We start from the raw sequence: 24,718 nt of genomic DNA on the forward strand, positions 1-24,718 counted from the left end.
AGGCGTGAGCGGTTGTCAACCGGAGGAGGCCGGCGGCGAGGAACTCGGCCGGTGACGGTCAGGCCGTGGCGGCTCGGGGGCTGTCGGTCATGCGGATGGCGAGGTCGGCGTAGAACTCGCCGAGCCAGCTCGGGGAGTCCGCGCCGTCGATCCGGTACCAGCGCACGAGATCGACGCCGAGCGAAAGGATCGCGCGCGCCACCCGGTTGACGTCCTGGTCGGTGAAACGCCGGGGGTCCACCCGCCGGTGCACGGCGTCCCGGAACACGGCGTTGATCTGGCCCCGCAGGTCCAGCACCTGCGCGTAGTGCTCCGGTTCCAGCTGGCTGAGCTCGTACTGGCAGATCCGGCCCACCGTGTGGTGGGTCGCGTGCCATGCGACGAAACGTGCGACCAGCCAACGCAGTCGTGCGTCGGCGTTTCCCGTGGGGGGCGCGGATTCGAGCTCCTCCAGCACGCGGGCGTGGCCGCTTCGCGCGATCTCGAACAGCACCTCCTCCTTCGAGCTGAAGTGCACGTACAGCGCGCCAGGGGTGAGGCCGATCGCGGTCGTGATGTCCCGGGTGGTCGTGCCGTGGAAACCCTTGTCGGCGAAGCAGTCCACGGCCGAGCTGAGCAGCGCCTTGGCCACGTCCGCAAGGTCGTCGTCCCACAGGCGGTCGGAACCGTTCCTGGGCGGTGTGATCGCGGGGACGCCGCCACGACGCGGCCCCCTCTTTGTGGCCATCCCCAGCCCTTCGCCTCGATCCTGCGTGCGGACTCTACCTGTCGAGCCAGGCGTGGGTGCCCGGGCCTTGACGCCCTCGAACACCTCAGTAACTATGCGCTTAGTACACCATACTCAACGATGAGGAGTACCCCATGCGGAAAGGCGTCGTCGTCACCGCGCGGCCCGGAGTCGAAGAGCTCGCCGTGCGGGCCGAGGAGCTCGGGTTCAACAGTTTCTGGGTCTACGACACCCCCATGGTGAACGGTGATCCCTTCGTCGGGCTCGCCCTGTGTGCCAAGGCCACCAGCCGTATCAAGCTCGGCATCGGGGTGACCTCCCCGTTCCTGCGCGCCGCGCCGGCCGCCGCGGCGGGGGTCGCGAGCCTCAACGCACTGGCGCCCGGCCGGATCATCTGTGGTGTCGGCACAGGGAACACCGCGCGGCGCACGCTGGGCATGAAACCGGCGAAGATGGCCGAGCTGGACCGCTTCACCCGCCAGCTCCAGGAACTGCTCGCGGGCGGCACCACCGAGTACCGGGAAGGCGAGCGGGCACGGGACGTCCGGTTCCTGCACATCGGCCCCTACGTGAACATCGAGGACCCGGTGGAGTTCGTGGTGGCCGCCTTCGGTCTGAAGGCGGCCGAGATCGCCGGGCGCCGAGGCGCGGGCACCATCTCCTTCGGCCTGCTCGACCCCGACGCCTGGTCGGCCTTCACCGCCACCCGCGAGGCCGCCGCCGAGAAGGCGGGTCACGAGCGTCGGTCCGAGTCCTACGTCATGACCTCCCTGCACGTGCTCGACGACGGCGAGGCCCGCGACAGCGACCTGTCCCGGGACTCGATGGGACACGTCGCGATGGCGCTGCTCACCTTCGCGGCCGACAACCCGTCCTTCGCCGAGAGCCTGACCGAGGACGAACGCGACGCGGTCCAGCGCCTCCTGGACCGGCGGGGCACCACCGCCACGGCGGACGACCGGCACTTCAGCCTGTACACCAACTACCTCGGCCGGATCTTCGCCGAGGACCGGGACCTCGTCGTGCCGTCCCTCGTCGACAAGCTCGGACTCGTCGGGACCAGGGACGAGCTCACCCAGCGCATCGCGACGCTCGAGAAGTCCGGCATCGACGAGATCGTCATCCAGCCCGTCGTCGACCCGGAGCGGGAACTGGCCGAATGGGCGGGCCTGTGAGCCGCGGACGCGGCCCCCGCCCGGCCGGACGGGTCCGGCGGGCGGATGACTAAGCGCACAATCAGTCGAGGACGGCCGCGGTGCCGGCGCGGGTGACCATCGCCAGCGCGAGGTCGGCGTAGAACTCGCCGAGCTGCTGGGGTGAGTCCGTGCCCTCGAGCCGGTACCAGCGGACCAGGTCGATGGACAGCGACAGGATCGCGCGGGTGACCCGCTCGACGTCGACCGGCGCGAACGACCCGTCGGCGACGCCGTGGGCGACGGCGTCCCGGAAGAGACCGTTGGTCCGGTGGCGCAGCTCGAGCACCTCGTCGTAGTGCTCCCGCGTGAGACCGCCCAGCTCGTACTGGCAGACCCGCGCCGCCACGTGGTGATGCGCATGCCACTCGGTGTGCCGCGACACGATCGCGCGCAGCCGGTCCGCCGAGGTCGCCGAGGCCAGGACCTCGGGATCGCGGGTGTGGGTCAGCGCCCGCTCGTGACCGGTGCGGATGATCTCGAACAGGACGAGCTCCTTGGCCGGGAAGTGCACGTAGAGCGCGCCGGGGGTGAGGTTCACGCCTTCGCAGATGTCACGGGTGGTCGTGGCGTGGAAGCCGTTCGAGGCGAAACACCGCACGGCCGAGGACAGCAGGCCGCGCGGCACCTCCCCGAGCGCCTCGTTCCACAGGTCGGCGGAATGGTCCTGTAACCAGGGGTTCTCCGCCAGGTCCCGCATGGTGAAGCGGGCTTGCCGTCTGGCCATTCGCGTGATCGTCCTCTTCGTCAGGTCGACGTTGAGCCTTGACACCGGCACCCTACCGAATAACTATGCGCTTAGTCAGTAGCCGGCTCAAAGGAGAGCGCATGTTCCGTATCGGCCCGCTTCGTCGCGCACTACTCACCGGAGCCCTCGGGCTGACGTTGTTGCTCACCACCGCCTGTGGCGGGAACGCGGGTAGCTCCTCGTCACCGGGCGGTGGCTCCTCGTCATTACAAGGCAAGACGATCGCCCTCGTCGGCTACGGCAGCACCAACCCGTGGGGCGCGTACTTCAACAAGGTGTTCACCGACCAGCTGGCGTCGACCGGGGTCAAGATCACCGACATGACGACCATGGACCCGGGCACGCAGGTCCAGAAGTTCAACCAGGCCGTCGCCCAGCGGCCGGACCTCCTCGTCGTGGCCGTCCTGGACACCCAGGCGATGGCCGTGCCGATCAAGAAGGCGAGGACCGCCGGGATCCCGGTGCTCGCCGTCGACGGCAAGACCGACCCGTCGGTGGCGGGGGACGTCATGGGGGTGCTGTCGGACAACACGAAGCTCGGCGAGTTCGCCGCCCAGAACATCATCGAGGGCCTGAAGGCCCAGGGCCGCGAATCCGGCAAGATCATCGTCCTCACCGGCACGAAGTCGATGCTCGTCACCCAGGACCGCATGACGGGCTTCGACCGGGTGATGGCGACCGCACCGCAGTACCAGGTCATCGAGGAACGGGACGCCAACTGGGACCCGAAGCTGTCCGGCGACATCGCCCAGCAGCTCCTGGCCAAGTACGGCCGGGACGGCGTCCAGGCGGCGTACGGCATGGCGGACTACATGGCCCTGCCGATCGTCCAGGCCGCCAAGCAGGCAGGGTTCCCGGTCGGCGGCAAGAACGGCCTGGTGGTCACCAGCAGCAACTGCTTCAAGGCGGGGATCGACGCCGTCAAGGCGGGCGAGCTGTACGGCACGGCCACCGAGGACCCCGGCACGATCGCGGAACAGTCCGCCGACTACGCGACGCGGTTCCTGAAGGGCGAGAACCCGCCGAGGACCGAGACGGTCAAGGAGGAGCGCGTGACGGCCGCGAACGTGGACCAGTTCGCCGAGCAGTGCAGCCACGCGTGAGCGCACCCGAGCCCGGTCAGTCCCGCGACGCCTTCCTCCGCGTCGAGGGACTGGCCAGGAGTTTCAACGGGGTGCCCGCGGTGCGGGACGTCTCCTTCACGGTCGGGGCCGGCGAGATCCACGCCCTGTGCGGTCACAACGGAGCCGGCAAGAGCACCGTGGTGAAGATGCTGTCCGGGCAGCTGGCGCCGGACGGCGGGCGCATCGTCATCGACGGCGCGGTGGTGGAGCCGCACAGCAGGCGGGCCGCGCAGCGGATGGGTGTCGCGCTCGTCGACCAGGAGCTCTCAGTCGTGCCGGCGTTGACCGTCCTGGAGAACATGCTCCTCGGGGACGTCGCCGCGCCGTTCGTCAACCGCAGGCGGGCGGCCGTGGCGCGGTGCCGGCGGGTCCTCGACGACATGGGCCTGGCCCACATCGACCCGGACCAGCCGCTCGCGGCGCTCGGCATCGGCGAGCGCCAGCTCGTGGAGATCGCGAAGGCGCTGAGCCAGGACGCGCGCCTGGTGATCCTCGACGAGCCGACGGCGACCCTCAGCGATGCCGAGACCGAGCACGTGTTCGCCGCGATCCGGCGGGTCGCCGGCCTGGGCTGCTCGGTCATCTTCGTGTCCCACCGGTTGTCCGAGGTGCTGGAGCTGTGTGACTCCGTGACCGTCCTGCGCGACGGCCGCACCGTCGCCACGAGCCCGGCCAGGGACCTGACGGTCGACGAGCTGATCGTGCGGATGCTCGGCGCGGCGCCCCGTCGGCTGTCGGTCACGCGCGAGCCCGACCGGGAACACGACCGTGCACTGCGGATCGAGCATCTGCACGTGCCGGGGCGGCTGGTGGACTTCACGCTCACCGCGCCCGCCGGCCGGGTCCACGCGCTGGCCGGGCAGCTCGGCAGCGGGGCCTCCGACGTCCTGCGCGCGCTCGCCGGGTTGCAGTCGAAGGCGACCGGTGCCGTCGAGCTGAACGACCGGCCCGTTCCGCTTCGCGACCCGGTGCGCGCCACGCGTGCCGGCCTCGCCTTCGTGTCCAACGACCGCAAGTCCGAGGGACTCTTCCTCGGCATGTCGGTCGAACGGAACCTCCTCGCCACCCGCCTGCCCGGCCTCGCGCGGGCCGGGGTCGTGCGGCCACGCCGGGAGCGCCGCGCCGCGCTGTCACTGGCCCAGGAGTCGGGACTGCCGGGGCAGCGGCTCGACGCCGAGGTGCTGGCGCTGAGCGGGGGAAACCAGCAGAAGGTCCTCGTCGGCCGGTGTCTCGGCCGGGCGGACGTCCACGTCCTCCTGCTGGACGAGCCCACCCGCGGGGTGGACGTCGGTGGCCGCGCGGAGATCCACCGGCTGCTCCGCGAGGCGGCCGAACGCGGGCTCGTCGTGATCTTCGCGTCCACGGAGCTCGACGAGCTGCTCGAGCTGGGCGACGTGATCGTCACCATGCGGGACGGCCAGGTGGTCGGCCGGTACGAGGGCGACGTCGACGGGGCGCTCCTGATGCGTGACATGACCCGTGAGGCGGACGGAACATGAGCACTCGCAACGATTCCTCGCGCGATGCGGCGACTGCGGCGACCGCGTCGCCGCCGCCGGGCGACGCCGAACCGCGACCGTCCCCGCCGCGAGCCCGCCGGCGGCCGACCGTGGCCGGCGTGGGGCTCGCCGTCCTGCTGCTGGCGCTCGTCGTACTGGCCGTGACGACCCCCCGGTTCGCGACCGTCGACAACGTGCGCGCGATCCTCGCCTCGACCGCGTTCGTGGGCATCACGGCCATCGGCGCGACGCTCGTGATGATCGCCGGGTCCGTGGTGTCACTGGCCACCGCCCAGACCGCGACCGTGGTGGCGATGCTGTTCCTCGCCACGCAGGACCTCGGCCTGTGGGTCGCGGCGCTGATCGCCGTCGCGGCCGGTGTCGCGGTCACCGCGTTGCAGGGTGCGGTCGTGGGTTACTGGAACGCGAACCCGATCGTGCTCACCATCGCCACCGGGTTCGCGATCGGTGGGGGCGCCACCTGGTTCAGCGGCGGGACCCCGGTCTACCCGAGCGGGAACGCGTTCGACGTCCTCAACGCCACCCCGCTCGGCCTGCCGCTGTCGGTGTACGTGCTGCTGGTGACCGCCGTGGTGGCCCAGTGGGTGCTGACCCGCACGACCGCCGGCCGGCAGCTGTACCTGGTGGGGGAGAACCGGCCGGCGGCGACCGCGGCCGGGTTGCCCGTTGGCCGGGTGACGGTGCTGGCGTGGGCGTTCTTCGGCGCGTGTGCCGCGATCACGGGGGTCTTCCTGGCGTCGTTCAACACCTCCGCGACCGTCACCCTGGGCGGCACCCTCACGCTCGACGCCATCGCCGCGGTTCTCGTGGGCGGTACCGCGATCGCCGGTGGGCACGGCTCGGCGATGCGGACGCTGGGCGGCGCCCTGCTCATCTCCGCCATCTCCGACGTGCTGCTGCTGCGTGGGTTCTCGACCGGGGTGCAGATCCTCACGAAGGGAGTTCTCGTGCTGGTCGTCGTCATCACCGTGCACGTCCGCACCACGAGGAGCTCACGATGATCCGGCGGCGACTGTCTCGACCGGACCGTCTCATGCCGACTGTCTCGCTCGTGCTCGTCCTGGTGGCCTTCCTGTGCAGTCCCGCGCTCAGCGGCCGACCACTGGCGGTGTTCGACGTCTACAACGCGTTGCAGGGCTTCGCGCAGCTCGGCCTGCTGGCCCTCGCGATCGGGATCACGATGATCGCGGGCGAGTTCGACCTGTCGGTCGTGGGCACCTACGCGTTGGGCGGCATGCTCGCCGTGGAGTTCGGCCAGACCTCCCCGGTCCTGGGCGTCCTGGTCGCCATGGCGGGCGGCGCCGCGGTCGGGATCGCGCAGGGCGGCCTGATCGCCTGGCTGCGCATCCCCTCCATGCCGGTCACGCTGGCGACCTACATCGCGCTCCTGGGGCTGACGTACGCGCTGTCGGGCGGGTTGAGCAAGACCTACCCCAACAGCGACGCGACGCTGTGGGTCGACCAGACGGTCGCCGGCGTCTTCTCGCCGAGGAGCCTGCTGACGCTCGCGGCCTTCGTCATGGCCGCGCTCCTGCTCGGCTTCACGAAGCTGGGGCGTGAGCTGCGCGCGATCGGCGGCGACCGCCGGGCCGCCCGGGTGGCGGGCGTCGGCGTCGAGCGACGGCTCGTCGGGATCTTCACCACGTCGGGCACGCTGGCCGCGCTGGGTGGGGCCCTGCTCAGTTACAGCTTCGCGTCGGCCAACCCGGATCCCGGCCTCCAGCCGCTGATCCTCGCCGCGGTCGCCGCGCTGCTCGGCGGCGTCTCGCTGGCCGGCGGTCGCGGCACGCCGACCGGTCTGCTGGCTGGGACCCTGTCGGTGGCACTGCTCGCGCAGATCGTCGCCGTCACCGCCATTCCCGACTACTCGACCCAGCTCCTCTACGCCGCACTGCTGGCCGTGATCGTGGCCATCGAGAGTCCCGGTTTGCACCAGACGCTGTCGCGCGGGTTCAGGAACCGTCGGGCCGCCCCGCGAACGCCCGCCGCCACCACCGGAGAAGAATGACGGCGACGACGTCCACAGTGGCCGAGGCGTAGCGGCGCTGTTCGTCCGCGCCGCACTTCCGGGCGGGCTCGCGCACGGCCGAGTCCCTTCCGATGGTCCCGTGCCGCGTGGAGATCTCCTTCGTGGAACCGGCCGGCGATCAGTGCCGCGTGCCGGCAACCCGTGCGCACATCGGGCGCGTAAGTAGTCCGGGGGATCCACGAACGGAAGGACGCTTACGTGCGTACACGCGTGTCAGCCTGCGTGCTGACCCTGCTGGCCGGGTTGGTCGTCGCGGCCTCGCCACCGGTGGTGGCCGCGGCGCCGGCCACGGCCGAGCCGTCCGGCGGGCGGGTCACGTTGATCACCGGGGACGTCGTCACCGCCGACCTCGCCATCACGCCCGCGGCGCGGGAACACCCCGTGCCGTACACGACGATGACCCGCGACGGCGACGAGTACGTGATCCCGGGCGATGCCGAGCCGCTGGTGGCCGGCGGCCGGCTCGACCGTGAGCTGTTCAACGTCACCGGTCTGCTGCGGCAGGGCTACGACGACGCACACACCGACGCCACGCCGTTGCTCGTCGAGAAGACGGCCGGCCTGCGGGCCGAGCGGAAGCTCGACCAGCTCGGCCTCGCGTCGGTGCGGGCGCCGAAGAAGACCCAGTCCTGGCGGCAGCTGACCGGGACCGGCGGAAAGATCTGGCTCAACGCCAAGCTTTCCGCGTCCCTGGACGTCAGCGTGCCGCAGATCGGCGCCCCGGCCGCGTGGCAGGCCGGGCTCACCGGGGAGGGCGTGACGGTCGCCGTGCTGGACTCCGGGGTGGACGCCGGCCATCCGGACCTGGCCGGAAAGGTGGCGGTGGCAAGGAACTTCTCCGACACCCCGGACACCGACGACCAGGACGGCCACGGCACGCACGTGGCGTCGACCATCGCCAGCGTCGACGGCACGTACCGCGGTGTCGCGCCGGGTGCGCGGCTCGCGATCGGCAAGGTGCTCGACGACACCGGCTCCGGCCAGCTCGACGACATCATCGCGGGCATGCGCTGGGCGGCGGCCGACCAGCACGCCAGGATCGTCAACATGAGCCTCGGCGGCGGCGTCGACAGCGATGGCACCGACCCGGTCTCCCAGGCGGTGAACGAGCTCTCCGCCACCTACGGCACCCTGTTCGTCGTCGCGGCCGGCAACTCGGGTACCAGGTCCGGGATGGGCGGCCCCGCCGCCGCGGACGCGGCGCTCACGGTCGCCAGCACGACCAAGACCGGTGCGGTGTCGGACTTCTCCACCCGTGGTCCGCGGGCGGTGGACGCCGCCATGAAGCCGGAGATCGCGGCACCCGGCAGTGACATCGTCGCCGCACAGGCCCACGGGACACATGTGAGCATGTCCGGCACGTCGATGGCGTCCCCGCACGTCGCCGGCGCCGCGGCCATCCTCGCCGAGCAGCATCGGGACTGGACCGGCGCCCAGCTCAAGGCCGCGCTGGTGTCCACGGCGGCCGATGTCGACGCCGGTGCGTACGAGGTCGGCGCCGGCCGGGTCGACATCGCGCATGCCATCTCGTCGCCCGTGCTGGTGTCGCCCTCGGCCGTGAGCGCCAACCTGACGTGGCCGGACACCGACCCACACGCGGACGTGGTGACCTACCGGAACACCGGCACCGACGCGATCACGCTGTCCCTCGCTCTGGACCTCCCTGGCGCGCCCGCCGGCCTGGCCACGTTGTCGACGAACGAGCTGACCATCGCCGCGGGGCAGAGCGCGCCGGTGACGATCACGACGACCCCGAGGTCCGCGCGGCCCGGGCGGTACGGCGGCGTGCTCACCGCGACCGCGGCGGACGGCCGCGCCACCCGGACGCCGGTGTCCGTGCAGGACGAGGGCGAGAGCTACGACCTGGACATCTCGGTGCTCGACCAAACCGGCGCCCCGACCACGGACTACGAGATCTCCCTGGTGAACCAGGAGACCACCGAGAGGCTGTGGCCCCGGCCCGGTGCCCCGCTCCGGCTGCCCCGGGGCAGGTACTCGTTCTGGGTGTCCTTCGCCAACGCGTCCGGTGAGGTGGTGCTGCTGGCCCAGCCGGTGGTGGAGCTGACCCGGGACACCGCGGTGCGCCTGGACGCGCGGCAGGCGCGACGGGTGTCGGTGGCCGTGGACCAGCCGGCGGTCCGGGCGGGCCTGTGGGACACCAGTGTCTCCGTGCAGAACCCCGGCAGTACCGACAGGTCGGGCACGGTCTTCCCACAGGATCCGAGGTTCAGCACCATGTACGTCTACTCGCCGCCCGGCGTGACCTCCCCGGCGTTCCACTACCGTGACTCCTACCGGCTGGAAGACCCGGCGATGGAGATGTTCACCGAGACCACCCCACGCGTCGAGATCCCGGTGACCTGGTGGGCCACCCAGCCGTCGTACGGCACCCGCCGGGAGCAGGTCGTGGACGGCGGACGCGGCACGCCGGAGGATCTGTCCGGTGTGGACACCGCGGGGAAGATGGTCCTCCTCCGGGTGAGCAAGGACGACGAGGTCGAGGACATCGACCAGCGAATCGCGGCGGTGGCGGCATCCGGGGCGGCCTCGGTGGCGGTCACCCTGTCCTCGTCGGGCAAGGCGCGCGGGCGCAGCGGCTTTCCCGTGTTGTACGTCCATCCCAGGTACACCGACCGGCTCCTGGCGCTGGCGAAGGACGGCGGCGAGGTCACCTGGACGTCGCGGGAAGGCGGGACGGAACGCTACGAGCTCACCTACCCCAGCGACGGCGCCATCCCGGCGGATGTCGCCCGCACCGTGCGCACCGCGGACCTCGCGTCCGTGCGGACCCGCTACTACGGGCAGCCGGAGCACACGACGATGCAGGTCACCGCGTCCTACGTCACCCCGCTCGAACCCGTCGGGCTGACGTGGAGCTCCCCTGTCACCCCGGGCCGGGAACGCGTCGAGCACTTCACGCCGGGCACCTGGACCCTGCGCGTCCACAACGGTCTCGACGGGCGGGAGACGCAGGTCACCGTGGCGGCGGGCAGTACGACACAGCTGTCGTGGGATCGCGTTGTGCTCAGCCCGGGCTTCACCGGCGGGACGAGTGACCCGCTGTTCGGTGACCACCCGTGGGCCTTCCGCCGCAACGACATGGTGGACGTGACCGTGCCGTTCTTCACCGACGCGGACGGCCATGCCTCGGCGCCCGAACTGGAGGAGACGAGCTCCGGGTTCACCACGATCTACCAGGACGGCAAGCTGCTCGGTACCCAGCAGGTGGCCGGCAGGGGAACGTTCTGGGTCGGCCAGAACACGCACGACTACCGACTCGTGACCGAGGTGGCCAGGGAGCAGCCCTGGTGGCCGCTGTCCACGAAGGTCAGTGCGGAGTGGACGTTCGAGTCCGGTTACCGGCAGGGTCCGTTCAACGTCCCGCTGCCGTTGCTGTCGGTCCGTGCCGAACCGCCGGTGGACATCACCAACCGGGTGCCGTCCGGCCAGGTGGTCGTCCCGCTCACGGTCAGCAGGCAGGACGGCCAGGCGACGATCAGCACCGTGATGCTGGAGTTCTCCACGGACGACGGCGCGACCTGGCGCCAGGCGACGGTTTCCCGCGCCGGCGACCGGTGGCGGGCACTGCTCGACAACCCGGCGGACGGCTTCGTCTCGTTGCGCACCAGGGCGGCCGACACGGACGGGAACACCGTCGCGATGACCGTGGTCCGTGCCTACGAGGTCGGCTGATGCCGGGTAGGGCCCCGCGCACGTAGCGCGGCTCGTGACCCGCACCCGGCGTGCTCCCCGGCACGTCAGGCGATCGCACCGTGGGTGCGGGTCACGGGCCCGGTGGCGTGCGCGACGCGCGGTGCCGGCGCCCGGCTAACCTGTCGTCGACGACGGACCTCCAGGGGAGACGGTGTTCATGCGTGCGATCGGTCTGACCGAGTTCGGTGGACCCGAGGTGTTGCGGGTGCTGGAGTTGCCCGTGCCGGAGCCGGGTGCCGGCGAGGTGCGTGTTCGCGTCCACGCCGCGGCGGTCAACCCCACCGACACCGTGTTGCGTGCCGGGCTCGTGCGCGCCGCGTTCGGCGGCCGTCCGGGTCCCTACGTGCCGGGCATGGACGCGGCGGGCGTCGTCGACGCGATCGGTCCGGACACCGACACCTCGCTCCGTCCTGGGGACCCGGTGGTCGCGATCGTGCGTGCCTACGGCCCGCGCGGGGGTGCCTACGCCGAGCACGTGGTGGTACCGGCGGAATCGGTGGTGCCGATGCCGTCCGGTGTGGACTTCCCCGCCGCCTCCACACTGCTGATGAACGCCCTCACCGCCCGGATCGCCCTGGACCTGCTGGCCGTGCCCGCCGGCGGCACCGTCGCGGTGACCGGCGCGGCCGGTGCCTTCGGCGGGTACGCCGTGCAGCTGGCCAGGACCGACAAGCTGCGCGTGCTCGCCGACGCCTCGGCCGCCGACACGCGGCTGGTGACCTCGTTGGGCGCGGACGAGGTCGTGCCACGCGGCGACGACGTCGCCAACCGGTTCCGCGCGCTCGCGTCGGACGGAGTGGACGCCGTGCTCGACGGGGCGATGCTGCACGAGCTGGTGCTCCCGGCGATCCGGGACGGCGGTGGGCTGGCCGTCATCCGCGGTTGGCGGGGTCCGGTCGACCGCGGCATCCACCTGCACCCGGTCTCGGTCAGCGACGGGGCCACCGACCACGCTCGCCTGCTTCGCCTGCGGGACCAGGCAAGTACGGGCGAACTGACACTGCGCGTGGCCGACGTGCTACCGGCCGACCAGGCCGCCGAGGCGCACCGGCGGCTGGCCGAGGGCGGCGTGCGTGGCCGTCTCGTGCTGGATTTCACGGCCTTCTGAGCCTGTTGTCGAGTGCGCCACGGCCGCGGAAGGTAGGGTGCCGGCCGGCGGCTTGGGGGTTCGTGGCCTTCCGGAGCCGTCCCGCGAGGTTCGCGGGTGTCCGCGGCGGGTAGTCCGGGACGGTGGAGTTCGGCCGGTCGGGTGTGTTCGGCCGTTGTGCTGGTGCGGTCGCGTCCCGGCGGTTAGTGTCCCGCCTGCCGGTGTTGTGGCTGGAGTGGAGAAGACCCGTCGTGTCCCCAGGTTCCTCAGGTGACGATGTGGACCTCGGGCTGCGACGAACCCGTCGGTTGACCGAGTTCTTCGCCTGGTTCACGGCCGTCGCCGCGGTCGGCGCGGTGCTCGGTTCGCCAGGGCCGGTGGCGGGACGCGCCGTCGAGGCCACGGTACTGCTGGTGACACTGGGCTGGTGGGCGTCCCGGCGGGCGGTCGGCTCGTGGTGGCTCGTGGCGATCGAGGCGTTGGCGGTCACGCTGGGGTGTTTCGTGCTGCCGACACCGGAGCCGATGCTGGGGTTCCTGTTCGGCGCCACCACCCGGCGTGCGGCGGCGGGCCGGCTCGGGCCGTACGCGTCGCGTGCCGCGCCCGCGTTCACCGGCTACCTGGTCGGCGCGCTGTGGGCGCTGCTTGTGGACAACGGCGGCGAGGTCGACCCGCAGCGGCTCGGGCCGAGCCTGACTCCCCTGTTAGGACTGGTGATCGGGACACTGGCGCTCGGCGACACCGTGTCCGCCGTAGGCACCGCGAGGGCCGCGTTGCGGACCACCGAGGCGGCGGGCGCGCGGCTGGACGCGATCCTGCGGAACAGCCCGGTCGCGCTGGTCGTCCTGGATCCCGCCGACTCGGTCGAGCGGTGCAACGACAAGGCCCGCGCCCTGTTCGAGTGGACCGGCGTGCACCACGAGATGCCGTGTCCACACCACCCCGACGCCGCGCGGTGTCCGCACGGGTGTCTGGACCGGATCCGGGAACAACGGACCGGCGAGTGGGTCTACCGCCCGGCCGACGGCCAGACCCGTACGGTCACCGTGGAGGCCGGGGAGATGCCCGCGACCGCGTCGGTGACCGCCGAGCGCGGACTCCTGCTGGCGTTCGTGGACATCAGTGAGCGCAAGGCGCTGGAAGACAAGCTGCGTGACCGGGCCGAACGGGACGACCTCACCGGGGTGGGCAGCCGGGCGCACCTCACCGGCCTGCTCGGGGCCGCGCTGGCCCGGGCGAAGGCCGGGTTGCTGCTCATCGACCTGGACGACTTCAAGGACGTCAACGACACCCACGGCCACCCGACCGGCGACGACTGCCTCATCGCCGTGGCCAAGCAGATCGAGCGCGCGGTCGCCGACGCGGGCGTGGTGGGCAGGCTGGGCGGCGACGAGTTCGCCGTGCTCGTCGAGACCGCGGACGAGGCGACCCTGATCGGCCTGGGCGAACGGGTTCTGGCGACGCTGGGGGAGACCGTCCCGGTGGCGGGCCGCCAGACCGTGGTCAGGGCCAGCATCGGCGCGGCACTCGCCGGCGGCGACGACCGCTCGACCGCCGCGATCCTCCTGCGCGACGCCGACACGGCCATGTACGTGGCGAAACGGGCGGGCGGCAACCGCGTCGAGCTGTTCCACCAGGGCCTGCGGACCGCGTTGCTGGCACGGCAGCAGGCCGAGGCCGACCTGCGCCAGGCGCTGGCCGAGGAGCAGTTCGTGCTGTTCTACCAACCGATCGTCGACCTGCACACCGGCCGGGTCGTCAGCGCGGAGGCCCTGATTCGCTGGCACCATCCAGAGAAGGGCCTGCTGCCGCCGGGTCCGGTGGTGGAGGTCGCGGAGGAGACGGGTCTCATCGTGCCGCTCGGCGACTGGGCCCTCGTGCGTGCGTGCCATCAGGCCGCGGAGTGGGCGACGGAGGGCTTCACCGTCCGGGTCAGCGTGAACGTCTCCGCGCGGCAGCTGCACACCGTCGACTTCGTCGACTCGGTCGCGGCCGCCCTGCACGAGTCCGGCCTCCTTCCCGACCGGCTCACGCTGGAGCTGACCGAGTCGGCGCTGATCCGGCCCGCCGCACTGACGTTGCTGCGGCAGGTCAGGGAGCTGGGCGTCCATGTCGCGCTGGACGACTTCGGCACCGGGTACTCGTCACTGAGCTACCTCCAGCGCCACCCGTTCGACCTGATCAAGATCGACCGGTCGTTCATCGGTCAGCTGGGCACCGCGCCGACCGCGGAGGGCATCGTCGAGTGCGTTCTGCAGCTGGCCGCCGTGCTGGACACGCCCGTGGTGGCCGAGGGCGTCGAAACCCAGTCACAGGCCGACTTCCTCGCCGGCGCGGGCTGCCCGCTGGCGCAGGGCTACCACTTCAGCAGGCCGGTACCGGCGGTCGAGCTCCGGACTCTCCTGCACACCACGAACAAGTAGCCGCCGGTGCTGGTCCGTCCCGGTCAGGACGGTCAGGACGGTCAGGACGGTCCGGTTCGCAGCAGGGTGTGGATCTCCTCCCCGGTGAGCAGCTCGCCGTAGTGCGGGCCGAGACCGGCGACGACGCCGAGCCGGGCGAGGGTCTCCGCCTGGTCCGCGGTGGTCACGCCCTCGGCGTAGACGTCCATGCCCAGGTTGTGGTTGGCCCACTTGAGCATGCCGACGGCGGCGGAGCGCACCACCGGGTCCGCGCCTTCGGCGAGCGCGCCGACCACCGTGCTGTCGACCTTGATGCCCGCCAGCCGCACGCCGGAACCGGCCAGCGCGTCGAACCGGCCGCCGCCGCGTTGCTCCCGGACCACGGTGACCCCGCCGGCGACGAGGTTCTCCAGCTCCTCCCGCTGGTCCTCGTCCATCGCCATCAGCACGTCGTCCCCGACCAGCAGCTGGAGGCGAACGGGCGGTAGTCCCGCCCGGTCGAGCACCCGCCGGACCGACGCCGCCAGCTCGGGTTCCTTGGACTGCCGGTGGCTCAGCCGCACGGCCACGACGGGCGCCCGCTCGCCGAACTCGGCCAGCCAGCGCCCACCCGCCGCGCACGCGTCGTCGAGGACGAGATAGCCGAGGCGAAGGGTGCTGCCGGTGGTCTCGGCCAGTTCGCGGAACTGCGCCGGGGTCAGCGGGCCGCGCTCCGGGTGGTTCCACCGCAACGCCGCCTCGACCGCCACCACCTCGGGAGCGGCCAGGGAGAACACCGGCGTGTAGCAGACCTCGATCTCACCTTCCCCCATCGCGCCGGCCACGGTGGCGGCGACGGTGAACCGGTCCCGCTCACGGGCATCCCGCGCTGGGTCGTACAGGGTCCAGCGGGCGCGACCGTCCTCGCGGCTCCACCGGGCGGCCACCTCCGCGGTGCGCGCCAGCTCGGTCGGCGAGGCACCGACGACCCGGCACACGCTGATGCCGGTGCTGACCGTCAACCCGATCCCGGCGTCGTCGAGGTACACGGGCTCGGCCAGCAACGCGTCGACCTCCTCGACCAGGCGGACCAACGCGAGCGTGTTCTCCGGGGTCTCGACCAGCACGGTGAACTCGTCACCACCGGTGCGAGCGACCCGGCCGAGCCCCTCGCACGCGTCGCTGAGCCGGTGACCCACCGACCGCAGTACCCGGTCGCCCACATCGTGCCCGAGCGCATCGTTGACCACGTGGAAGCCATCGACGTCGAAGTGCACCAACCCGACCGTGCCCGCACCCCCGCCGGCGCACGCCCGTTCGAGCCAGGCGGTGAACTGCTGGCGGTTGGGCAGTCCGGTCACCACGTCGCCGAGGCTCTGCCGGATCAGCGCGTCGGTCAGCGAGCGGGTGTCGGCGACGTTCACCGTGACGAGCGCCCGTTGCGTCGGACCGAGTGGCGTCACCTCGAGCAGCACGGCCGTCGACTCGCCGTCGTCGCCGGCCAACCGTGCCTCGGTGCGGACGACGCGCCCACCGCAGAGACCCTCGACAGCCGGTCCGTCCGCGACGAACAATGCCGCGACGCCGCTGCCGCGCAGCTCTCCGGCGGTGCGGCCGGCCAGCGCGCACAGGCTGGGATTCACCCGCAGGACCGTGCCCTCGTCGTCGACCAGGGCGAAACCAATGGCGGAGTTGTCGAAGACCGTCGCGAGCGCGTGCGCGGTCGTTGTTTCCCGGTCGAGGTATCCCTCGGTCAGCGCGGCGAGCAGCTGCGCGATTCTGGTCCGCGCGGTGTTTTCGGGAATTGACGGCGGCCGCAGGCCGGCCGCGAGGAACTCCACCGACCGGCGCAGCGCGTCGACGGAAAAACCCAGCTCCGCGAGCTGACGGCCAATGTCGAAGGGGTCGTCGGCGCTGAACGTCGCCGCCTCGGCGCACGCACACAATCGTTCCACCATTGGCACAATTCGCTCCGCCGGCAGATCGGCGCCGGACACCAGATCGGCGACCGCGGCGCGCCACCCGTCGGCGATGGTGGATCTGTCCGCCGGTTTATCCGGGTCGATCTTCCCGGCCGATACCCCGGATAAGTCCCATTTCCCCATGCAACTCTCTTTCCCGAGCGGACCAGCGAGCGGTCGATGATCCTACGGCAGTTCATTCGCGCCATCAATGACATCCCCCGGTCGTGTCTTTCTCGGGAAGAATCCGGTGCGGGATCGGGCGGAAAGAGCACGCCCCGACGGGGACAAAAGTGCTGGCCGCGTCCGCCATGAACTCGTCGGTCACGCTGACGCGCCCCGAATTCCGGGGTCGTCAATTTCCGGCGCCATGCCTGGTCGCGTGATCCTCTACCGCTGTGTGGCCGGCTACCCGATACCGGGCATCACTCGTCCACCGGGTGGGAGGTGGCGTTGGGCAGCAGAAGTCCCGGTGGCGGTGTCTGCCACTCGTCGAACACGGGTGGCGCGGTGTAGTCCTCGATGCTGACCTCGGAGAGGTCGACCTCGCCGCCGGTGAACTTGGCGCCGCGGAAGGTGACCTCACCGCAGTTGAAGGCGGCGCCGTCGAACCGGACGCGGCCGCCGCTGAACTCGGCGTTGTCGAAGTTCACCGTGGCGCCGACGAACTCGGCGCCGCCGAACCAGACCTCGCCGCCGCTGACCCGCATTCCGTCGAACGCGATCCTTCCGGCGGGGAACCGCGCCAGGCTGAAGAGGAGCCGGCCGCCGGTCACCTGGACGTCGGCGAAGTCCGCCGCCCGCAGCACCGCCCGGACCAGGTTGAACTCGTGTCCCTGCCAGCTGACCGGCGCGCCGGGGCGAAGACGGTCGCTGATCACGGCCGTGAGCGAGAGGCGCACCTCGGACTCCTCGTCGTGCTGCCACTGTGAGTCCACCGCGGGTTCATAGGGGAGACGCAGGTAGGCGCACAGCACGTCGATGCAGACCTGACGTTGCTCGACCCACTCGTCGGCGAGGCTGGCCATGGCGTAGATCCCGGCGAGCCTGACGGCCGGCATCTCGTGGCCGATCTGGGAGCACGCGCTGGCGAAGCGCTCGTTCAGGACCTTGACGTGTTCGCGTGCCTCGGCAACCTCGCCGATCCGTTGCTTGCGGTAGGCGACCACCAGCGCCACGACTCCACCGACACCCGCCACCACCGACAACGCGAGCTTGATGATGTTCAGCCTGGTGTCCGGGCTCGGCGCCGCCGGCAGCCCCAACGCCAGCCACAGCGACACCGCGGCCACGGCGAACACGCCGAGCCCGGTCAGGACCACCGCGACGAGGTGTCTCCTGATCGACCACAGTCCGGTGGTCTGGTCACGCCGGGGATTCGTCGAAGCCACCGCGAGATCCTAGTGTCCCGCGCCGGGAATGCGGTGATTAAGTCGGTGGATCCAGGTTTCTGCTTGGCAAGGCGCCGGTGCGTTCTCGTACCGGGTCGTACCTGGGCGAACCGGCAACGCCGCCAGCGGGAAGCTGGGCCGCCGAACTGGTTGCCTGATTTCCGGCGCGGACAGTAGATCCACAGGCCCACTCGCCGTCGCGTCTTTCGACGCTCCGACGGCGATGGTTCCGTTGGCGCGGCGTGCCCTACCGCCGGTAGGCTGGCCGCTGATGCAGGAAACCCGCCAGCCTTCCTTTCCGTCCGCGATACCGGACGGGACGACACCGCAGGGCGGCGGCTGGCTCCCGCACGGTTATCACCTGGAAAGCCACTCCCATCCCGACGGGCAGCTGGTGTACGCGGCGGCCGGCGCCTTCGCCACCACGACCGAGTACGGGACGTGGGTGGCGCCCGCCAACCGGGTCACGTGGACGCCGCCGGGTTTCCGGCACTCGCATCGCTTCCACGGCAGGACCGACGCCCGCATCCTCGCCGTCCCGGCCGACGAGTGCGGCGATCTGGTGGGGTATCCCTGCGTGTTCGCGGTGTCTCCACTGCTGCGGGAGGGAATCCTGGCGCTGACCGGCCGTGGCGCGAAGTCCGCCGGCGCCGAACGGCGGTTGCGTGCGGTGGTGCTCGACGAGCTCGGCGAGATTCCCGAGCAGTCGTTGCACCTGCCCGAGCCACGCGACGACCGCCTGCGCACCGTCAGCGATCTCCTGCATGCCGACCCCGGCGACAACACGACCCTGCCCGAGCTGGGGCGGATCGCCGGGACGAGCGAACGCACGCTCAGCCGCCTGTTCCACGCGGAGCTCGGCATGAGCTTTCACCGCTGGCGCACCATCCTGCGCATCCACCACGCGCTGATCCGGCTCACCGACGGCGTTTCCGTGACCGACACCGCGATCACCTGTGGTTGGTCGAACCCGTCGACGTTCATCGAGGCGTTCACCGCCGTCGTGGGGCAGACCCCAGGGCGCTACCAGGCCGATCTACGCGACCGCGCCGAGTAGCACACAAAGTTGGCGGGTTTCCGTTACCGGACGGCTGACTATCGGTGGACGGCAATCTCTGGCGGGCTCACAGTGGTGATCGACAGTTCACCCGTCGGCCTGGTTGTCGACGACCATCTCTTTCCCGAGGAACAACATGACTCAGGCAGACGAGCACGCCACCGTCGTGATCGTGGGCGGCGGGGTCGCCGGGCTCGCGCTCGGCACCTTCCTCCTGCGCAGCGGCATTGGTTGCGTCATCTTGGAAAAGCACAGCCGGGAGTACGTCGAGAACCGGCAGCGAGCCGGGGCGCTCGACGCCCGCGGCGTGCGCATGCTGCACGAATGGGGCGTGGGGGAGGCGGTGGAGGGCCCCAGCCACAGTTCCTCCGACGCCCCGATGCCGCTGATCATCGACGGGGAAAGGCGCGAGTGGCGGATCGACGACGAGGACGCGGCGGGTGGCTTCGTCACGCAGCAGGTCCTCGTCCGGAACCTCATCCGGATCTTCCTGCGCGACGGCGGTGACCTCCGCTTCGCGGCGGAGGACGTCGCACTGGAAGGCCTCGACACCGAGCACCCGCTGGTGCGCTACCGGGACGCTGCGGGCGCGGCCAGGGTCGTCGGCTGTGACCTCGTCGCCGGCAGCGACGGCTACCAGGGCGTCAGCAGGACCTCCGTCCCCGACGGCGTCCTCACCTGCCACACCCACGAGTTCGGGTACGCCTGGCTGGCGGTGCTGACGGACGTGCCGGCCGATCCGCTCGCCGTGATGGCGGTGCACTCCCGGGGTTTCGCCGCACAGATCACCCGCGGGCCGAACGCGAGCCGCGTCTACCTGCAGTGCCCGGTCACCGACGATGCGGGGGACTGGCCGGACGAACGGGTCTGGCGCGAGCTGGAAGCACGGTTCGGCGCACCCGTGCGGCGGGGGCTGATCGCCAGCAAGCAGGTCGTGCCGCTGCGCGGTGTGGTGTTCAGTCCCATGAGCTACGGCAGGCTGCACCTGCTCGGGGACGCGGCGCACCTGATCTCCCCGATGAGCGCGGAGGGGATGAGCCTCGCGCTGCACGACGCCGAGGTGCTCGCCCGCGCGGTCGTCCACCAGGTGGAGAAGGACGACTCGAGTCTGCTGGCGAGCTACTCGCAAACCTGCCTGACCCACACCTGGGAGCGTCAGGCGGCCGCGGTCTGGATGACCGACGCCATGCACGACTCCGGTGACGCCGCCCACCGCGGGGAGTTCCTCAGGCAGGTCGCCAGGGCGAACCTGGAGAACCTCGTCCAGCCACGGACTCCGGAGAACTGAGCCGGCACCGGCCGGACGTCGTCGCCGGGACGGGATTGTCCCGGCGACGACATGCCGGGGTCAGGCCTGGCTGACCGCGGCGGCGATCGCACCGAGGATGATGTAGATCGCGCCGCTGGAGAGGTCCAGCCTGCGGCGGGCCTTGGCGGTGCTGCGCAGCCGGCCGGACAGCACGCTGGCCAGCATGGCGTAGGAGCCGTCGCTGAGGATGCCGAGCACGATGAACCCGATGCCGAAGAACAGCAGCTGCCAGACGGCCGGGCCGCGGGCCGGGTCGACGAACTGTGGCAGGAACGCGACGAAGAACACCAGGGTCTTCGGGTTCAGCACGTTCACCAGGACGCCCTGGGCGAAGATCCGCGCGTTCGACATCGGCGGTGGTTCCGCCACCGTGCCGTCGTCGGCGCGTCGCGCGCGCAGCTTCTGGATCCCCAGCCACACGAGGTAGGCGACGCCGAGCCATTTCACGATCTGGAACACCGTCGGCGACGCCAGCAGCAGCGCGGACATGCCGAGCGAGGTGAGCAACACGTACACGATGGAGCCGACGTGGACGCCGAGCACCGACAGGAGACCGGCCGCCCGTCCCTGCGCCACCGTTCTGGTGACGATGTAGACGACCGCCGGGCCGGGCACGATCAGCAGTGCCATGGTCGCCGCGACGAACAACAGGACTGTGGACAGGGTTGGCATTTCCGTTATCCCGCCTTTCTGGACTGGGCACGCTCCGCGACCGAGGGGAGCCGCCGGTGGTTGAACAGGGTGCCCGCGCCGATGCCGGTGTCGAGCACGCCAGCCATCCGCAGGCACTGCCACAGGCACGCCTGGTTGGACGTGACGACGGGCAGCCCGAGGTCGCGCTCCAGCGGTTCGACCGCCTCCAGCGTGCGGAACCCGCTGCCCGGCAGGAGGATCCCGTCCGCGTGTGCCGGCGTGGACGCGCGCACCTGCCGGTACACCTCCTCCGGGCGCACCTCCCACTGCCCGCCGAGGTCCCAGATCTCGTAGGTCTCGCGGTCGCGCCAGCCGACGCCGAGGTCGAACCGGGTCTGGCCGGCGAAGGTGACGCCCACGTCGGCGAAGTAGCGTTCGGCCGCGGCGTAGCTGGTGGCGGTGAACCACGGCGGGGTGACCAGGTACGGCCTGCGCACGCCGAGCGTGGCCATGGCGTCGAGCATGGCGAGCGGCGCGGTGGTGACCGGCGTGCCGCCGGCCCGGTTGCTCGCCTCCACCGCGAACCGCTCGTCGAACCCGGCGCCGGCGAGGAAGCTGCTCGAACCGAAGCACAGGCAGATGACGTCGAGCCGGAGCTGGCCCAGGTGCGCCAGCCCGCGGGCGATGTCGGGGGAGTCCGCCAGTGCGGCGGCGTGGTCGCCCTGGAAGTCCGACCCTCGCTTGCGCGGGCTGACGAACCGGGCCGCGTACACGGTCACCCCCGGCGGCGCCATCGCCCAGATCTCCGCCTCCGGGACGGGGTCGGCGTGGATGACCAGGATCCCGATCCTGGCCCGCCAACCCCAGCTGTCCGAAGTCATGCCGCGGGCTCCTCGACGTCCCACACCTGCTCGGGGATGGTCGCCTTCGCCGCCGCGATGGTCTCGTCGTCCAGCACGGTGTCGTCGAGCTCGCCGGCGAAGTAGCGCTCGTACGCGGTCAGGTCGAAGTGCCCGTGCCCGGAGAGTCCGAAGAGGATGGTCTGCTGGCGGCCCTCCTCGCGGCACCGCATCGCCTCGTCGATCGCCACGCGGATGGCGTGGGTGGACTCGGGTGCGGGCAGGATGCCCTCGGTCCGCGCGAACAGGACGGCGCCGTCGAAGCAGCGCCGCTGGGTGACGGCGGTGGCCTCCATGTGACCGTCCTCGACCGCCCGGCTGACGAGCTGGCCCATGCCGTGCGCGCGCAGGCCGCCCGCGTGGAAGGTCGGCGGGACGAAGCCGTGGCCGAGGGTGTGCATGCGGAACAGCGGGGTGAGGCCGGCCTTGTCGGCGTAGTCGTAGGCGACCGTGCCGCGGGTGAGCGTCGGGCAGGCGGCCGGTTCGGCCGCGATGAGCCGCACGTCCTGGCCGCCCCGCAGCTTCTGCCCCAGGAACGGGAAGGAGAGTCCGGCCAGGTTGCTGCCGCCGCCGGCGCACCCGATGACGATGTCCGGGTAGTCGTCGGCCAGCTCGAACTGGCGGATCGCCTCGAGACCGATGATCGTCTGGTGGCCGAGCACGTGGTTCGCGGCGCTGCCGAGCACGTAGCCGAGCGAGTCGTCCGTCGAAGCGGCCTCCAGCGCCTCCGAGGTCGCGATCCCCAGGCTGCCGGGGCATTCGGGGTCCTCGGCCAGCACGGCCCGGCCGGCCGCCGTCTCGACGCTCGGACTCGGCACGCACACGGTGCCGAACGTCTCCATCAGCGACCGCCGGTACGGCTTCTGCGTGAAGCTCACCTTGACCATGTAGACCTTGGCGGACATGCCGAACATGGCGGCGCTCTGTGCGGTCGCGCTGCCCCACTGGCCCGCGCCGGTCTCGGTGACGAGCCCGCGCTTGCCCGCCAGCTTGTTGTAGTAGACCTGCGCGACCGCCGTGTTGGGCTTGTGGCTGCCGGTCGGCGCGACGCCCTCGTACTTGTAGTAGATGCGCGCGGGCGTGCCCAGCTCGGCCTCGAGCCGACGGGCCCGGTGCAGCGGCGAGGGCCGCCACTGGGCGTAGATCTGGCGCACCGGTTCGGGAATCTCCCATTCGCGTTCGGTGCTCAGCTCCTGCTCGATGACCGGCTCTGGCATCGTGGCGGCCATCTCGTCCCTGGTGACCGGACGCCCGGTGGCCGGGTTCAGCGGCGGGTGAAGCGGGGGCAGATCCGCGGCGAGGTTGTACCAGGTGGTGGGGATGTCATCCTCGTCGAGAAGAAACCGGACCCGGTCGACCATTACTGCCTCCTGAATGCAGGGGAGTCTGCGCGAAGGGTGGTTGTCGTGTGCCCAGATGATTTCACGGGTAATTACCTTGGTCGAGTGAATCGACGGCAGTTGAGTCAGAATTCAGTGATACTCAACCGGTGCGGTGGCAATTACTGACTGATTGCGTGTACGGTTATCGCACGATTGGTGACACCCAATCCGGACAGCTGACCAGCGGATATCACGAAGCGTGACAAATAGTGGACGTGCGCGGGAATATTAGTCTGTTGGGGTGAAAAAATAGATCGTGCAATAATACGGTCATGGCCGCCGGTATGTTCCTCGGCGTGCCGGCATCGCCTGGGTGGGCCTGAACGCGGCACCGGATGCGCGCGCGTCAGGGGACCCGGCGGGAGATTCGGTGCACGACGCCCAGCAGGGCGGGTTCCTTGACGTAGCCGAAATGCCGGGAGTCGTAGCTCTCGTCCCGGTTGTCGCCCAGTACCACCATGTGGTGGGCGGGCACCCGGTTGCCCGGGTAGCTCCACAGGGTGGCGACCCTGGCGCGCGGGATCACGTCACCGGGGACGGCGATCGCGCGCTTGATCATCCAGCCTGGTTCGGTCGTCCTGGGGCGGGCGAAGACCACGAGGGCACCCGCCGCCACGGCACGCAACGGCTTGCGCCGCACCAGGACCTGGTCGCCGGAGCGGAGGGTGGGGACCATGCTGTCCCCGCGGACGGTCACGACGACCAGTCGCAGCCGCAGCCAGGTCAGTGCGGCGGCGGCGAGCGCCAGGGACACGGCCAGCACGACGATCATCCCGGTACCTCCTGCAGGTATCCCTTGCTCTGCAACCGGTACAGCCGGGCGTACACGCCGCCGTGGGCCAGCAGTGCCGCGTGGTCGCCCAGTTCGGTGACCCGTCCCTCGTCGAGCACGGCGATCGTGTCGGCGTCGCGGATGGCGCCGAGGCGGTGCGAGATCAGCACGCTGGTGCGTTCGGCGCGGTGCTCGTGAAGGCGGGTGTGGAGGTCGTGCTCGGCCTCCGCGTCGAGGCCGGAGCTCGGTTCATCGAGGATCAGCAGGTCGCGGCCGACGCGCAGGAACGCCCGCGCGAGCGCGACCCGCTGCCACTGGCCGCCCGACAGCGCGACGCCGGTTCCCGGGTCGGCGTTGTCGGTGAAGGTACGGCTGAGCATCGTGTCGTAGCCGCGCGGCAGCGCCGCGAGCGTGTCGTGCACACCCGCGCGCCCGGCGGCTTCCCGCAGGCGGGTCTCGTCGCCGAGCGCGGTCAGGTCGCCGAGCGCGACGTTTCTCCGCCGCGGACAGGTCGTAGTTCACGTAGTCCTGGAACACCACGCCGATCCGGTCCCGCAGACGTGGAGTCGGCGAACTCGACGGTCACTGGGTCGGCGGCCGGCGGCTCACGCGGCGGGACACGGATCCGGTGCGGGTAGAGGGCCTCCCGGGCCGCGTCGGCGGCACGCAGGTAGTACGCGAGCAGGTTCCCCATCGCGTGCTCGCGGTCGGCGGGACGTTCCTCGTCCGTCGCGCGTTCGGCGGCGTAGAGCCGGATCAGGGGCACTGCGGTGGCTGGAGGCGGAGCTGCC

20 protein-coding genes are annotated in these 24,718 nt (G+C 71.1%); 10 read left to right on the forward strand and 10 right to left on the reverse strand.

Translation table 11 applies throughout. The features are described 5' to 3' along the window. Window positions 1-58: 58 nt before the first annotated feature. Window positions 59-727, reverse strand: a complete 669-nt coding sequence (locus tag VET29_RS02175; protein ID WP_324913801.1) for a TetR/AcrR family transcriptional regulator — start codon at window positions 725-727, stop codon at window positions 59-61. 134 nt (window positions 728-861) lie between these two features. On the opposite strand from VET29_RS02175, the gene VET29_RS02180 reads away from it, so the two are divergent. Further along, complete coding sequence (locus VET29_RS02180) at window positions 862-1,902, forward strand: LLM class flavin-dependent oxidoreductase (RefSeq protein ID WP_324913803.1); 1,041 nt, start codon at window positions 862-864, stop codon at window positions 1,900-1,902. A gap of 61 nt (window positions 1,903-1,963) precedes the next feature. Here VET29_RS02180 and VET29_RS02185 read toward each other — a convergent pair whose 3' ends face one another. Next, the gene (locus VET29_RS02185; protein WP_324913805.1) at window positions 1,964-2,647 is read right to left on the reverse strand and encodes a TetR/AcrR family transcriptional regulator; all 684 of its coding nucleotides are present in this window, start codon (window positions 2,645-2,647) and stop codon (window positions 1,964-1,966) included. 101 nt (window positions 2,648-2,748) lie between these two features. On the opposite strand from VET29_RS02185, the gene VET29_RS02190 reads away from it, so the two are divergent. The 7 genes from VET29_RS02190 (at window position 2,749) to VET29_RS02220 (ending at window position 14,565) form a co-directional block, all read left to right on the forward strand. Then, the gene (locus VET29_RS02190; RefSeq protein WP_324913807.1) at window positions 2,749-3,771 is read left to right on the forward strand and encodes a sugar ABC transporter substrate-binding protein; all 1,023 of its coding nucleotides are present in this window, start codon (window positions 2,749-2,751) and stop codon (window positions 3,769-3,771) included. Continuing rightward, window positions 3,768-5,291, forward strand: coding sequence for a sugar ABC transporter ATP-binding protein (locus VET29_RS02195; protein WP_324913809.1), 1,524 nt, complete (start codon window positions 3,768-3,770; stop codon window positions 5,289-5,291). Before VET29_RS02190 ends, VET29_RS02195 begins: the two co-directional genes overlap by 4 nt. Next, window positions 5,288-6,313, forward strand: coding sequence for an ABC transporter permease (locus tag VET29_RS02200; protein WP_324913811.1), 1,026 nt, complete (start codon window positions 5,288-5,290; stop codon window positions 6,311-6,313). The genes VET29_RS02195 and VET29_RS02200 overlap by 4 nt, the downstream gene beginning before the upstream one ends. A gap of 32 nt (window positions 6,314-6,345) precedes the next feature. Next, window positions 6,346-7,320, forward strand: a complete 975-nt coding sequence (locus VET29_RS02205; protein ID WP_324913813.1) for an ABC transporter permease — start codon at window positions 6,346-6,348, stop codon at window positions 7,318-7,320. Between the two features lie 219 nt (window positions 7,321-7,539). Beyond that, entirely contained in the window at window positions 7,540-11,034 is a 3,495-nt protein-coding gene (locus VET29_RS02210; protein ID WP_324913815.1) for a S8 family serine peptidase, read from the forward strand. 178 nt (window positions 11,035-11,212) lie between these two features. Beyond that, a complete protein-coding gene (locus VET29_RS02215) occupies window positions 11,213-12,163 on the forward strand; it encodes an NADP-dependent oxidoreductase (protein WP_324913817.1) in 951 nt (316 codons plus the stop codon). Between the two features lie 287 nt (window positions 12,164-12,450). Further along, window positions 12,451-14,565: a putative bifunctional diguanylate cyclase/phosphodiesterase gene (locus VET29_RS02220; protein ID WP_324913819.1), complete on the forward strand. Its 2,115-nt coding sequence runs from the start codon at window positions 12,451-12,453 to the stop codon at window positions 14,563-14,565. A 41-nt stretch (window positions 14,566-14,606) separates the two neighbouring features. Here VET29_RS02220 and VET29_RS02225 read toward each other — a convergent pair whose 3' ends face one another. Continuing rightward, a complete protein-coding gene (locus tag VET29_RS02225; RefSeq protein ID WP_324913821.1) occupies window positions 14,607-16,628 on the reverse strand; it encodes an EAL domain-containing protein in 2,022 nt (673 codons plus the stop codon). 281 nt (window positions 16,629-16,909) lie between these two features. Further along, complete coding sequence (locus VET29_RS02230) at window positions 16,910-17,875, reverse strand: pentapeptide repeat-containing protein (RefSeq protein ID WP_324913823.1); 966 nt, start codon at window positions 17,873-17,875, stop codon at window positions 16,910-16,912. A gap of 271 nt (window positions 17,876-18,146) precedes the next feature. Here VET29_RS02230 and VET29_RS02235 point away from each other — a divergent pair, with 271 nt between their 5' ends. Continuing rightward, a complete protein-coding gene (locus VET29_RS02235; protein WP_324913825.1) occupies window positions 18,147-18,932 on the forward strand; it encodes a helix-turn-helix transcriptional regulator in 786 nt (261 codons plus the stop codon). 136 nt (window positions 18,933-19,068) lie between these two features. After that, the gene (locus VET29_RS02240; RefSeq protein ID WP_324913827.1) at window positions 19,069-20,220 is read left to right on the forward strand and encodes a 4-hydroxybenzoate 3-monooxygenase; all 1,152 of its coding nucleotides are present in this window, start codon (window positions 19,069-19,071) and stop codon (window positions 20,218-20,220) included. Between the two features lie 60 nt (window positions 20,221-20,280). Here VET29_RS02240 and VET29_RS02245 read toward each other — a convergent pair whose 3' ends face one another. The 6 genes from VET29_RS02245 to VET29_RS02270 form a co-directional block, all read right to left on the reverse strand. Next, window positions 20,281-20,913, reverse strand: a complete 633-nt coding sequence (locus VET29_RS02245) for a LysE family translocator (protein ID WP_324913829.1) — start codon at window positions 20,911-20,913, stop codon at window positions 20,281-20,283. Between the two features lie 5 nt (window positions 20,914-20,918). Next, the gene (locus tag VET29_RS02250) at window positions 20,919-21,755 is read right to left on the reverse strand and encodes a hypothetical protein (protein WP_324913832.1); all 837 of its coding nucleotides are present in this window, start codon (window positions 21,753-21,755) and stop codon (window positions 20,919-20,921) included. Further along, window positions 21,752-23,134: a TrpB-like pyridoxal phosphate-dependent enzyme gene (locus VET29_RS02255; protein ID WP_324913834.1), complete on the reverse strand. Its 1,383-nt coding sequence runs from the start codon at window positions 23,132-23,134 to the stop codon at window positions 21,752-21,754. Before VET29_RS02255 ends, VET29_RS02250 begins: the two co-directional genes overlap by 4 nt. 367 nt (window positions 23,135-23,501) lie before the next feature. Then, complete coding sequence (locus VET29_RS02260) at window positions 23,502-23,927, reverse strand: S26 family signal peptidase (protein ID WP_324913836.1); 426 nt, start codon at window positions 23,925-23,927, stop codon at window positions 23,502-23,504. Beyond that, complete coding sequence (locus tag VET29_RS02265; RefSeq protein ID WP_324913838.1) at window positions 23,924-24,349, reverse strand: ATP-binding cassette domain-containing protein; 426 nt, start codon at window positions 24,347-24,349, stop codon at window positions 23,924-23,926. The genes VET29_RS02260 and VET29_RS02265 overlap by 4 nt, the downstream gene beginning before the upstream one ends. A 50-nt stretch (window positions 24,350-24,399) precedes the next feature. Further along, window positions 24,400-24,693 carry a hypothetical protein gene (locus tag VET29_RS02270; RefSeq protein WP_324913871.1) on the reverse strand — a complete coding sequence of 98 codons (294 nt, stop codon included), beginning with the start codon at window positions 24,691-24,693 and terminating at the stop codon, window positions 24,400-24,402. Window positions 24,694-24,718 lie beyond the last annotated feature (25 nt).

Origin of the sequence: Actinophytocola sp., from assembly GCF_035634895.1 — a bacterium.
GTDB lineage: Bacteria > Actinomycetota > Actinomycetes > Mycobacteriales > Pseudonocardiaceae > Actinophytocola.